The organism is Xenorhabdus miraniensis, from assembly GCF_002632615.1.
In genome coordinates, this window is the sequence record NZ_NITZ01000020.1 from 74,363 (window position 1) to 89,168 (window position 14,806).

The 14,806-nt window shown below is 45.8% G+C and carries 5 protein-coding genes; 1 reads left to right on the forward strand and 4 read right to left on the reverse strand.

Annotation, left to right across the window (positions count from 1 at the left end; translation table 11 throughout):
- Positions 1-33: 33 nt before the first annotated feature.
- The 4 genes from Xmir_RS16935 to Xmir_RS16950 form a co-directional block, all read right to left on the reverse strand.
- Complete coding sequence (locus Xmir_RS16935) at positions 34-5,631, reverse strand: inverse autotransporter beta domain-containing protein (RefSeq protein WP_099114853.1); 5,598 nt, start codon at positions 5,629-5,631, stop codon at positions 34-36.
- Positions 5,632-5,992: 361 nt separating this feature from the next.
- Positions 5,993-6,652 (reverse strand): tyrosine-type DNA invertase, encoded by a 660-nt coding sequence (locus Xmir_RS16940; protein WP_099114854.1) that lies wholly within the window; start codon positions 6,650-6,652, stop codon positions 5,993-5,995.
- Positions 6,653-6,988: 336 nt separating this feature from the next.
- A complete protein-coding gene (locus Xmir_RS16945; RefSeq protein ID WP_099114855.1) occupies positions 6,989-7,279 on the reverse strand; it encodes a putative hemolysin in 291 nt (96 codons plus the stop codon).
- A 46-nt stretch (positions 7,280-7,325) separates the two neighbouring features.
- Positions 7,326-7,658: a DMT family transporter gene (locus tag Xmir_RS16950; RefSeq protein WP_099114856.1), complete on the reverse strand. Its 333-nt coding sequence runs from the start codon at positions 7,656-7,658 to the stop codon at positions 7,326-7,328.
- Positions 7,659-8,578: 920 nt separating this feature from the next.
- Between Xmir_RS16950 and Xmir_RS16955 the strand changes: the two genes are divergently transcribed.
- On the forward strand, positions 8,579-14,806 hold a 6,228-nt coding region (locus tag Xmir_RS16955), incomplete at its 3' end, for a non-ribosomal peptide synthetase (RefSeq protein ID WP_145956904.1).

Genomic DNA, 14,806 nt, shown 5'->3' on the forward strand with positions numbered 1-14,806 from the left:
GCCTGTAAATTAAATTTAATGGCTTTGATATTCTCACTTGTTACGGCATGCTACAGGATTATCCAGATAACCATAGGTAAGAGATCCATCCCCAAGATTGACTTTCTTTCGGTATCCTGGGTGTTCACCTGAAGTAAATTTATCGTATGCATAGTAACTCCAATTTTTAAGCCATCCATATTTTTTGTATATTATATTCTCTGCTCCTGCATTATATTGGTTAGCTAATGTCTGATACTCGGAAGCGTATGGCGTCCGTAGACCTCGATCAGAGCAAAATTTGATAACATTATCAGTAGCAACAGTTGTCCATTCCTCGTTATTGATGAGACCATGATCACTAGGAGTATCCCCGGCTAGTTCCGCTTTTAATGTAGGTCGATTAAAAGTCATCCCACCCGCAGATATAGTGTTAAACATATGCCCCCAATAATTAGCCACAGACACATCAGGGCTGGTAATCACAGTAAAGGTAACATTTTTTGTCTGCTCAGTAAGCGCACCACTAGCACCTTCAGCAGTCACTTTCAATGTCGTTTTCACTCCTTTCCCATTAGGGTCAGTTACCTTGATAATGAAGTCACCATTCTCATCCGTATGACCGCTGTAAGTCTTCGTATTACCACTCAGCACGCCGCCTTTGTCATATAAAATACCTTTTTCAATATCCAGTTTTACGGTAGGTGTTTCATTACCATTTTGACGGTTGGTCGCTGTCATTTTAATGGTCACCGGTACACCACCAATCGGTTTTTTATCCTTTTGGGTTTTGATCGTTAACTCAATCGACTCAGCTATATTATCAACCAGATCGATTTTGGCTTTGGCGGTGGTTTTATCCGCATCTACGCTAAAATCATCTGCGATACCTTTTACCGTGCCATCCTGATTACCCCCTGTGACATTACCTTTCTTGGCTTCCTGCTCAGAATCTGTCGCCACTGTCTTACCCAACATCATTTTATCACCATCTGACTTCAGCGGACTGCGGGGAACCATGGCGAGCTGGATAATCCGGCCACTGTCTTTTGCTTCCAGAATATAGGGTGGCACTGTTTCAGAAATTGTGATGTGGTGGTCAGGATCATTAACTAAGTCGTTGATCCTTTTCTCTGGTGATGTCGGAGCATTCGGATCATCAATATCGGAATATTTAATACCCCAGAGATACACTGAGTTATCCACATCATCTTTATCATTTTTCTTAAAGATGTACGAACCGGTCAGGGACTGCCCTACTTCCAGTGTGCCGTTAATCGTTAATCCTTCAATGATGGGCCCTCTGTTTGGATCAATGATTGCCCCGTCATCGGTTCCTCCGATAAGGGTATGGTCTTGTCCCGTATTTATCACTGCATCAGTCCCGATTTCCTTGAGACCGTTTTTCGGTGTGATGGTAATTTCCAGCAGCCTGCCAGTATCCTCTTTACCCAGTGTGTAAGAGGGAATATCACCACTCAGGATTTTTTTGCCATCAACCGTGCCTTTGGCTTCAGGGTCCTGTACCTCTTCTCTTGGCCCGCCGTTTTTATTCTCCGGCCTTAAACGCTTCCAGACATAGGTGGAATTATCTGTGACATCCCCGTTGTTGGGATTAAATTCATATTTGGCCTTTAAGGTTTCATTCAGGTACAGCCTGCCCTCCAACAACAGTTTATCAATGGAGGGTTTTGCTGCCGGATCAAGGATAGTGCCCGGTTTTCCGCCCATGGAGGTCGTTTTATTCACGGCACTGTCAGTCATGCTGATATCCACCGTTTTAGGCTCACCCTGATCGCTGTTTCCATTAATGGGCTTAACGGTAATCGCAAGGGTTTTCCCGGCATCATCCTGCGCTAATGTTTTACTTAAGGTACCGGTTTTATTTTGGGCATTTTTGCCGCTGTCCGGCACGGCCTGATAATCGGCTTCCGCCACTGTGGTGCCTTTTTCATGCCAGGCAAATTGGGAGAGATCAGTGGCATCCCCGCCGTTATCCTTAAAAGTGTATTGAGCCGTCAGAGGCTTATTGATTTCCAACTCCCCGCTCAACACAATCTGTTCGATGCCGGGTTTGGCTTTCGGATCAGCCACGCCGCCATTGCCATTGCTCCCGGTAATGCCTTGGTTAAATTTCGGATCATTCACATCGGCAGTCAGCGGTGCATTAGCCCGTAAATTCGCCTCATTCGCTGCCAGTATCGACACCTCCAGTACCTTGCCGATATCGCTGCTTTCAATGGTGTATTTCACCTTGTCCTTATCAGCCGCACCGGTGGCAACCCGCCCTTCGCCGTTTTTCTGCACCAATTCTATCGGCTCTTTTACCCCCGCCTCATCGGCTAACTTCATCACCCGTTTCGCTGTCGTGCCTTTTTCTCCCCAGACATAGAACGAGCGATCAGTGGTGTTGCCGCCTTTGGCCTCAAACTGATAGAGAGCATGCAGGACGCCGTTGACATGCAAAACCCCTTCCAGTTGCAGGCCACTGATGCCGGGGGCTTTGTTTTCATCAAACTCAATCACCGTCTCCTGCTTTCTGTCCGTACCGTCCACGGCCGTGGTCAGTGTCCAGTTACCGGTTTTCCGCCCAGCGGTCACGACAACTTCATAGACCCCGTCTGACACCTCCTTGACGTCACTTATCTGTGGATCTTTACCTTCCCCCTGCAATTGCCCTGATGCAGAAACCCTGATGCTGTCTTTTGCCCCCGTGACCGGTTTGCCCTGTTTATCTTTCAGCACAACCCGTAAGGTTTTGGTGGAAACACCATCCGCTGCCAGTGCATTACTGCCGTCTGTCGGCTCAACGGTGGGGCTGTTGCTATCCAATATATCCGCCAGAGTTTGCCCGAAGTTAATGGTGGCAGGGCGTTTCAGCCGCTTGCCGAACACCTCGGGGGTCAGCGTCCATTTGCCTTTTTTCGCGCCGGCGGTGACAGGCACTTCATACAGGCCACTGCCCGGCGGGACTTCTCTGGCTTTGCCGTAAGCCGGCAAGGTTTCACCTTTGCCATACAACTCATGATTATCCGGTATCAGGTTAATACTGTTTTCTGCCCCGGTAATGGGATGACCATTGATGTCTTTCAGGTTCAGCCTGATGATGGTGGTATCCCCCTCATTAGGCAGATCACCTTTTTCCGCTACAAACTCGGATTTATCCGGGTCAACCAACTCCGCCTTTGACGCACCAAAGGTGATTTCTGTCGGCGTTTCCAGCGGCTTGCCCTCTACTTTGGTCGTGATTTTCCACGAGCCGGTTTTATCGCCGGCTTTGACCTTCACCTTATAAATGCCGCTGCCTGCCGGCTCTTCCCAGACCTTATCAATGGTGGGTTTATTTTTGCCGTCACCCGTCAGCGTATCGCCGTTGTCTTCGAATGTGATACTGTCCTTCGCATTCGGGATAGGGTTGCCGGATTTGTCCTTAAGATGGAGGGTCAGGACGGTGCTGTCCTCGTTATTGGCCGCCAGTACGTTGGTTTCCGGCGTAAACTGTGAGCCTTTAGTATCCACAATGTCCGTCAGAGACTGACCAAAGGTGATGATGGCGGGTTTCAGCGCCTTGCCGTCCACGTTCGGCGTAATTTTCCAGGTGCCTTTTTTCTTGCCGGCAGTCACCTTGGCTTTATAGATACCGCTGCCGGTCGGATCTTCTCTCACCTCACCCAAAGAAGGATAAGGCGGTTCACCGTACAGTTCGCTGTTGTCCTTATCCAGTGTGATTTTATCGGCCGCACCCGTAATGGGGTTACCGTCCTTGTCTTTCAGGTTCAAGATGATGTCGGTTGTGTCACCTTCCTTGCTCAGGGTGCCCGCTTCCGGCTTAAACTCAGTGCGGTCGGTATCTATCATGTTCGCCAGTGAATCACCGAAATCAATGACCGTGGGCGTCAGGGCATGGCCGTCAACGTTAGGCTTGATAGTCCATTTACCGTGTTTAGTCCCGGCGGTGGCGGTCACTTCATAAATCCCGCTGCCTTCCGGCACTTCTTTCACTTCTGTTCCCAGCGCCGGGTCTTTGCCGTCACCGGTCAGTTTGGTCTTGTCATCGGTCAGTTTGATATTGCCCGCAGCCCCGGTCACCGGCTTGCCGTCTTTGTCGGTCAGTTTCAGGCGGATAACCGTCTGGGTTTTTCCGTCAGCCACCATCGATTTATTGGCGGGTTCGAATCCCGAACCCGCCGGATTGACCGCGGAAGAGAGCACCTGTATCTGCGTTTCCATCCGGTCAGAGGCATTACCCTGTGTATCATAGGCGATACCGGATAAGGTATAAGTATTATTACCTTTCTCATGGAACGGTGGCAGGGTCAGCAGGTAATGGGTGCCGCCGCGAACGGGTTCAGCGGCGAAACCGGCTGTCCGCGCCGAAGCATTCACGCTTTCCAGCTTGCCACCGCCTGCCACCAGACCGGCGGTATCCCAGACAATCTCTTTCAGGCCATGTTTGGCACTGACATTGATATTCAGCGGGATGACCGCACCGCCACGCCCGCTAATCCGATTTTCCATCATCAGGCGTATCAGGTTTTTCTTGCGGTACTCCAGTACGATTTGGTTATTGCGCTCGACCAAATCATAACGCCCGCCTTGCAGGCTGCGTTTGAAGGCCACTACAGACGGGTCAACCTGCCTTGACCACGGTGTGCCAATTTCATAATTCAGGCCAAGGTTAAACAGGGTTTCCCCGCCGCCAGAGGTGCTTTGTTTACGGTCAAGCCCCAGTGTCACCAGCGGGATGGGGGTATAGTTCATCCCCAGTGTAAAGGCCGCCGGGTTTTTCTGCCGGCGCGTTTCGCTCAGTAACCCGACTTCATCCCCAAAATACTGCTCATAGATTAGTTTGCCCCCCAGTTGCGGGTAGGCAGGAATATACCCTTCGCCGCGCAGGTCAAACCCGTTGGCGGGGCGCTCATCGTAATCTTTCAGTTTCTTGCCGTCTTTCCAGCCGCTGGCACGGAAATAACCGTTCGCCCCGAATTTCATAAAGTCACGGGCATATTCGGCACCCACCCCGAAACGGGTGTGGTCACGGGTGATGTCGTGGTCAAGAAAGGCGTTATAGCCAAACATGCCGCCATCAAGGAAATGGCGCTGCCCCAGTCCCCAGTTGGCGGTGGTGCGACTGTCAATATGGCGCAGGCCGAACTGGGTAAAGGCCATCCGTTTTTCCGTGTCATACAGCGGCAACAGCATATCAAACTGGCTGCCGTCCAGCCGCCCGCGGTCATCCACATTGGCCTGTAATTTAACAGTACCGTACCGTTGCAGCCAGTTCTGCACCGCCTGATTGGCCTCACTGACCGCCATACCGCGTAACTGGCTCTTGGTGCTGTCCACCAGATTGCCGCTTTTCAGCATCCCCGCAGCACGGGAAGCGGCACTCGCCAGCCAGCGCTCGGTATTGTCTCCGGTATTGGCGGGGGGGTCGTCATGGCTGGCGGCTTGTTTCAGGCTGTCCGCCAGTATCTGACGGGATTGGGATGGAGGCACATCAATTTCATCGCCGGTTCTGGTGGCCGCCACGGCAGGGGTAAACGCCCCCGCCACGGGAAATAAAATCTGGGCAACGATATTCACCCACGCCACCTGTTTCAGCCGGTAGCGTTGTCTTTTTGTCCACTGCCTGTTTTGTTGCTTTAGCATATTTATCAACCTTCCGAATCAACATTATTCCCACCAGACACCATCAGGCGCCGGTGCTATTGACTCATCCCGGAGCGTTGTGACTATCCCCTCGGCGAATTGACAATTAGTACCAAACTGTCAAGTCACCTAAAACAGCTATTTTTAAACGTAGTTCATTTTCTTATTATCTGCAAAACGCCAAATAACATATTGATATTAAAATATTAATAAATTATTGATTTTTGATTAATCCCATTTCTATAGCCTGAAATTTTTTTCCAACTTTTTCTATACAATTTCCCAATCTTGTATGTCACTCAAATTCGAAAGACTCATTTGCTTAATTGTCTGTTTAAGTTGGTTTATTCGGCCGATTTTTTTATTTTTCGGATGAAAAATCCTTAGTTAACAGTTTGGTACTAATTGTTAACTTTTTTCGTTTTCCTTTATCGTCCCATATTGTCTCAAATCTTCCCGCATTACTCGCGGTGTAGCGGACTGTATGGCGAATATTCCGGTGACCTAAATAGTCTTGAATCAAGCGGGTATCTACCCCATTGTCTGCCAACGCATAACCACAGGCATGCCTCAACATGTGCGGATTCGCGCAAATCGACAATTTTGCCTTTTGGCTGGTTTGCCGAAGAATTTTATAAATCTGCTGACGTGACATACGTTGACCACTACGAGATAAAAATAACCAATCGGGTTCTTTACTATCAATTGCCTGACCATCTAATAATGCGGATTTCTTCGGCAAATACTTCGAACGCTCAGCTAACCAGCGACGTACCAATTGAATTTCACGGGATACCATTGGGTGAATAGTAGAAAAACCATTTTTTAATCGTTGTACTCGCAAGCTTTTTCCTTCCAAGTCAACATCAGAAATTCGCAAATTCAATAATTCAGATACCCGGAAACCATGAATAAATCCCATAAATATCATACAAATATTACGTGCTGCGTGAGGATATTTATCCAACGCAGTGAGCAATACATCAATTTCAGACTGGGTCAAATATTTTCGCTTTAGCATATTTTTTATCTCCCGATAATTAATTGAAAAGAAGTTATAAGGAATACCTTAATTATTCTTGCTCATTATTTTCAGACTGCAATATCAACCACAGAATAATCTGATGATTTTTCTGTAAATAAGATTTGTGTGGCTAAAAAATAATTGTCATTTGACCCAATAACTTCTATAGCTGTATCGTGTCAGTTATCGAGAGAAAAAAATAAATATTTTTATAGACTGGATAATGCCTTTCATTTTTACTAAGGAAAAACATTATAAGGATGAATATCCTGCGGATTAAAAGTTGACAGAAATATGTTTATATTGGCAGTGACATATTTCTGTCATAAAAAATTAAATTGACGCACATCCGCCATCCAGCAAAGCCTGTTCATTACAGCGACGGCCATTAGCCAGTTGGCACACAGGCACTTTCTGACCATTCAATTGATTAGTCAGTGTCTGAATCCCTCCTGCGTCAGTGCAAGTTTCACTTGCATCTTTACTCAAGTGAATCCCCAGATCAGAGTAGTGATAATGTTTGTATCGATTTAATGAAGCATTTGTTTGCTGCCCACTGCAACCAGCCAATATGCCGAAAACCAACAACAAACTACACAAAATAATTCTCCGCCTTAAAAGCATATTTTCTCCCGTTGAATCATCGAGTTAATCTATAGATCAATATAAATCAGTGTCCTGCACTTTTAGAAAACAAATTAATAACTAAAACGCCGGCAATAATTAGAAGGATTCCAATAATTGCGGGTAAATCAAGTTTCTGTTGATATAAAAATATACCTGCTATGGAAACTAACACTATGCCAAGACAAGACCAAACGGCATAAGCAATCCCCAAGGGCATTACTTTAACAACTTGTGATAACGCCCAAAAAGATAAACAATACCCAAGCACAACAATAATCGAAGGTACTAAGCGAGTAAAGCCATCCGCAGTTTTTAACATCGTTGTTGCTACCACTTCAGACAAAATTGCGATAAATAAGTAACCCCACACGCCCATATTGCTCACCAACCTAAAAATAAGATAGACCACATTCCCAAAAAAACGGGTTAATCTACCACAATTCGGGGTGTAACGCTTTAACGAAAAACACCATTTTATCTATCATTATTGGTGTAAAATCATGCAGTTATAAGGCCGGGTTTTATAAATTTATTTTATTAAGTTATCCACATGTATCAACATCACCTCCCTCATCACAAATAACACCACTTTCACAACAATTTTAATCAAAATACTTCCCATGATTGATAAAAAATATATTTAAAAAGAATTAATAATCCAATGGTAAAATTACTTACACTAGCGATTTACTTCAATATAAAAAAGAATGAAAGGCTGTTTACCTTAATAAAAACAAAACGATACAAATAAAATATAAACTTGAAACCATAAACAATATAAATTATATCATTTTGCGATTTATAGGCCATTAAAAAAAATTAACCATATTAAATAAAAAATAATATAGACTTCAATCCAAATGACAATCACTATTACAGCACAAAGAATTATTACCATGCAATAATGATGAGTGAAACACAATGATTATCATTGAAAATAAAAAGAATCTGGGCGGAACAGGATGGGTGACAAGGATGTATACTTGAAAGAATCAGAAATAAGACTTTAACTATTGGCTAACTATTGACTGAAAATAAATATCAACTATTTTGCATAAGGAAGAATGCTGAAAGGTTGCAAGATTGGCTGTAATGATACCATGGTGAATAATGCTAACACTTATTGAATAAAAATAACAAATTAATATTTAAACCATCAGGAACAAAATATAGTTTGCTAAATTATGTTAATACTAAAAACATAAATAAATTAAGGTTAGGCACTCGCTGAAATTTACCCATTTGTATCATAGATTACAAATAACTTGCAAGCGGAATGCGTTCGTATAATTTATTATGAAAACAACTGAAGGTTCGCTAAATTCGAACTTATATGACCTTCATCCCGCTCAAGAAGATGTGTTTTACGAGCAAACCCTTCATGAAAATACTCCATTACACAATATAGGCTGGTATACCTTGATGGAAGGTGAGATTGATATCGTCATCTTGCAACAAGCCTGGCAATTACTGCACCAACATATTGATATCCTAAGATTACGTTTCTCGATTAATTCGGATAATGAAGCAACGCAATATCTTGAAAATCAGAGCAATCCAGAGTCAATCTTATTCCATGATTTTTCAACGCAGCCTGATCCTGAAGAAAAAGCCCGGCATTGGATGCAGCAACAGGTAAGCCAGCCCATCAACTTCCCAAATGAGATCTTGTATCAGATTTCATTAATTCGCATTGCGAGTGAAAGGTATTATTTTTTCAATAAATTCCACCATATTATCATTGATGGGACCGGTTTATTGCGACTTCATGAATATGTTTTTAAGTTGTACTCATGCCTGAAAAATGGAACATCAACAACTTGGTTATCAGGAATTCCACAATATTTAGATGTAATAGAGAAAGCAAAAGAATACCTGAATTCTTCCCATTACGAAGAAGATAAAAGCTACTGGTATAATTTTTTAGCAAAAAATGACATCCATCAATTAACGCCTTATTATCAAAATAAGGGTTCTGGTAGCGATGAGTTGGTATTGCCATCGTCAATTAAAGCAGATTTACGCGCTTTTTGTGAAGAAAATAAGACGAATCTTCTCGCTGTCTTCTCTAGTCTGGTCACCATTATGATGTCAGAACTGACAGGACAGCAAGAATTAACATTTAATACCATCACTCATGGAAGAAAGACAAAATCAGAGAGAAATATCGTAGGGATGCTGGCAAATATATACCCCGTACATTGCCATGTTTCTGACGAAATCAGTATGATTGAGCAGATTAAACTAACCGAATCAGCGCTAAAAGAGAGTTATCACCACGGTCAATTCCCTCGTTCTCATTTGGTCAGAATAGCTAATCATTATGGAATTGCTTTACCCAATATATTTATATTCTATGAAAAACTTGCAGGGTCAACACCTGAAATCAGCCAGGCACAATATCATGTTATCGACGGATTCTCTAATATTGATCCTATCGCTTTTCGATTAAAAGATTTTGGACATAATCAGGAAATAACAATAACGATAGATTACTTACAGGAATATTTTAGCGCTCAAGATATAAAAAAAATATTTAAACGATTGCAAAACTTATTGACTGCTCTGCTTAACTCCTCTTCTGTATTAGTCAGTGACTTACCTGTTTTATTAGAACAAGAGCGCCATACCCTATTGCACTGCTGGAACCAGACCAACGTCCCCTACCCGCAAGAGATGATTCTACAACAGCAGTTTGAGGTTCAGGCCGCAGCAACACCCGATAATGTGGCGTTAATATTCGAAGAGGAAACCCTGACCTACCGTCAGCTCAACGAACGGGCAAATCAACTCGCTGTTGTGATACGCGAATGTTACCAACAGCAACATAACGCAACAATGCAGGCAGATACACCAATAGCCCTCTACCTCGATCGCAGTCTGGAAATGGTGATCAGTATTCTGGCGGTGCTGAAAGCCGGCGGTGCCTATGTGCCGATTTCTCCCGAATATCCACCGGAGCGAGTCCAGTTTATTCTGGAAGATACCGGAAGCCCGTGTGTGATAACCCAGCAACGATATCTGACGACACTGGAAAAATGTGCGCATATTTTACCCATCCAACCTGCGCTGATAGCCGCAGATGACAGTACAATCACCAAAGATCAACCAGCGGAAAATTTAGTGCCGGTAAACAAAAGTACAGATCTGGCATACATTATCTACACCTCCGGAACGACCGGGCAGCCGAAAGGTGTTGAGCTGACCCATCAGAACGTCATCAATCACCTGTGTTGGATGCAGGCTCAATATCCCTTAAGTGCATCGGATAAAGTCCTGCAACAAATCCCTTATACCTTTGATGCTTCAGTCTGGGAGCTGATTGCAGCTAACTGGTTTGGTGCCAGTATTGTGATGCCCTCACCGGATGTGCATAAACAACCCGAAGTCCTGCATCAACTGATACAGAAAACCGGCGTGACGGTTGTGCAGTTTGTCCCATCCATGTTAGGTGCTTTCTGCCAGACAATACGGGATTTAGGCCAGCAATTGCCTGACACTATCCGTTATGTGCTATGCGGCGGAGAAGCGTTGACGATGTCCCATGTCAGCGCATTCAGAGCCATAAATAGGGGTTCGAGTACTTTAATTAATCTCTATGGCCCAACTGAAACGACAAATGATATCACTCACTTTGATGTCACTGATGAATTTAGTGGCCATGTCCCCATTGGCAAGGCACATCATAATACCCATCTGTATGTCCTTAATCGTAATGGCAAACTGTCTCCTATTGGTGCGCCCGGAGAGTTGTATATCGGCGGTGCCGGACTGGCACGGGGATATCGGAACCGTCCGGAACTGACTGCTGAGCGTTTTGTCGAAAATCCGTTTGCCAGTGCTGAAGATAAGGCTAACGGTTATACCCGTCTGTACAAAACCGGTGATTTGGTGCGCTGGCTGCCGGATGGCAACCTCGAATATCTGGGGCGCAATGATTTTCAGGTCAAAATCCGCGGTTACCGCATTGAGCTGGGTGAAATTGAAACGGCTTTATCCTCCCACCCACAGGTGAAACAAGCCGTGGTGATTGACCAGGAGCATGCGGGCCATAAAGCACTGGCCGCTTATCTGGTGACAGACGAAACGCTGACCAATGATACTCTGCTGGAATATCTTTCAGCCCTTTTGCCGGAATATATGATACCCGCCAGCTTTACCCGCATTGAGGCCATCCCCCTGACCACCAATGGCAAACTCGACCGTCATGCCTTGCCAGCGCCAGTATGGGAAAACCGGGATCGTTATATAGCACCGCGTACGGAGTTGGAAACTCAATTGTGTGCACTCTGGCAAGATGTTTTGGGATTAGAGCGGATCGGCATTGAGGACAACTTCTTCCGTATCGGTGGCGATTCGATTATCAGTATCCAGTTGGTTTCCAAACTGCGGCAGGCAGGTTTCTCTCTTCAGGTCAAATCGATTTTTGAAGCACCAACAGTATCGCGTCTGGCGCAACTCCTGACACAAACAACATCCGCAGTCACCGTGGTTGCTGAGCAGGGATTATTAAGCGGGGAGTTTGATTTATTACCTATCCAGCAAGATTTCTTCAATCAAAATCTGCCATATCCGCACCATTGGAATCAGGCATTTATGTTCCGGCTTCCCGGGAATATTCAGCACAAACATATTGCACAGGCCCTGATAGCGCTGGCAGAGCGACATGATATGTTACGTGCCCGTTTTATCAACACAGCACAGGGCTATCGTCAGTGTTACCCCGCAGGAATGCCGTTCCGGTTGCCTGAATTACTGCATTGTGATGTGAGAGAGCTGGATGAAGCTGAACGATACCAGCAACTGACCCAATGGCAGAGTGGTTTTGATTATTATGAGGGGCCTTTATGGCAAGCCGCTCACCTGACCGGATATGCCGACGGCAGTGCCCGATTATTTTTCGCCTTTCACCACCTGATTATTGATGCCGTATCGTGGCGAATTATCGCCGAAGATATGCGCCTGCTACTACAAGGCACAACGCTGCCACCGAAAACCAGTAGTTACCGGCAATGGGTCACTGCTGTCCAACGTTATGCAGTACAGCATCAAGACGAAGTGCCCTACTGGCAGGGCGTCATGACAGGGAAAAAAAGCTATCCGGTGATGGGAGAAATCAACTCGCAACAGTTGAGCTTATCATCCGAACTGACCAGCACCCTGCTGCGTGAAGCCAATTCAGGTTATCACACTGAAATCAATGACCTATTGCTCAGCGCCCTCACATTGGCATTGCAGACAACCTTCTCCCAACCGATGAACGCCATCATTCTTGAAGGACATGGACGGGAAACCATCGACAATACGCTGGATATCTCCGAAACCGTTGGCTGGTTTACGACTGTGTATCCTGTTTGCCTGACCGTGCAGGATGATATTGCAGAAACCATTATTCACACCAAAGAGATGCTGCGTGCTATTCCCAATAGGGGCATTGGCTACGGTGTCTTACATCAGGCGGGATATCTGACCGGAGATTTACCTGCCATCAGCTTTAACTATCTTGGCCAATTCCTCGGCCAATTCGGCGGTGAGACCAGACAAGCCAACCATCAGGATTGGACGCTGATCGACGATAGCTGTGGTTCAGTGATCGCCAATGAGAACGGCAGTCATTTACTGCTGGATATCAATGGTGCTGTTCAGGCGGGAAAACTGCAATTCAGCGTAATGTCCCGATTGCCATCAGACCAGACACAAATGTTTATCACGGCTTTTGAGCAAGCCCTCAATCATGTCATCGCTGCCGGTCAGAAACAGGCTCAATCGGGTGGAATGAAAACACCCAGTGATTATGAATTTAAAGCCGTTTCAATTGAACGCCTAAAACGTTTGCAGCAAAGCTATCAGGTGGAAACCCTGTACCCTGCCACCAGTTTGCAGCAAGGACTTATTTATCACCATCTGGCTCAACCACAGGATGATGCCTATCGTGTGCAACTATTGTTGGATTATCACACCAATATCGATCTTGCCGCCTATCAACAAGCCTGGGCGCTGACTTCACTGTGCTTCCCTATCCTCAGAACCGCATTTGATTGGGAAGGGGAAATTTTACAGATTGTGACTGAGGGTCCAAGTCTTGGTCCGGCTAATTTCACCATCAAGGATATCAGTCAATTACCAGAAGAAGAGAAGGATCGGGCAATTGAAGCGATCCAACAACATGACCGTACCCTGCCTTTTGATTTTAGTCAGCCCGGTTTAACCCGCTTTACGTTCATCAAGCAACATGAACAGTTGGCGACAATCCTGATTACACAACACCACGCGATTATCGACGGCTGGAGTGGCCCGATTTTATTGCAGACCGTACATGAGTATTACAACGAACTCACGCAGGGGCGCATCCCCCAAGTAGTGGTAGATAAAGCCTATCTGGCAACCCAGCAATACTATCTGGAGCATCAGGCTGAATCTGAAGCTTATTGGGCTGAGCGTAAAACGCATTTCCGGGAACCTAATGATTTGTCAGTCCTGTTAAGCCATCACGTTGATTTAACACAGATTAAAACCGTTGAAAAACCCGCCGAACAGATGCTCACTGTACAGGGAGATTTTTATGAACAACTGAGGAGCATGTGCCGGATGCAAGGTGTTACGCTCAATGTGGTCCTGCAATTTGCCTGGCATAAATTACTGCACAGTTACACCGGGGATGAACAGACCATCGTGGGCGCCACCGTTTCCGGCCGTGATGTACCGGTGGCGGGCATTGAGTCCAGTGTCGGCTTGTATATTAATACCCTGCCGTTGATGGTGCAGTGGACTCAGGCGGACAATATCTCTGCGGTTTTACAAGACATACAGAAGGATATCGCCGCACTCAACAGCCACAGTGCCGTATCACTCGCCAGCTTGCAGCCAGACGGAGAACGGTTATTCCATAGCCTGTTCGTCTTTGAAAACTACCCGGTTCCTGTGGTGAGCGAAAACGAGAAAGGGATTGAAAATACCCAGAAGTTCCGCCAAGCCATCGAAAAAGTGGATTATCCGTTGTCATTGATGGCCTACGAGCAGGGCGACAGTTTAATCATAAAATTGGGTTATGGTGAAGGCTGGCTGACAGATAAACAAGTGCTGCGTTTGCTTGGTCAGCTTGAGCGCATTCTGCACGCCGTGGCCTGTGACCCACATCAGCCGCATACGTCAATCATGTTCCTTAGTGAAGAAGAGCGCCATACCTTGCTGCATACATGGAACCAGACCGATGTTTCCTACCCGCAGGACAAAACCCTGCAACAATTGTTTGAAGCACAGGTGGAAATCACGCCGGATAACGTGGCCCTGGTGTTTGAGGGAGAAACACTGACCTACCGCCAGCTCAACGAACGGGCGAACCAGCTAGCAAGCGCTATTCGCGAACATTACCAGCAGCAAAAAAATGCACCGCTGCAAGCCGGCACACTGATCGCCCTTTATTTTGACCGCAGTCTGGAAATGGTGATCAGTATTCTGGCCGTGCTGAAAGCGGGTGGCGCTTATGTGCCTATTTCACCGGCATATCCCGCGGAACGCGTCAAT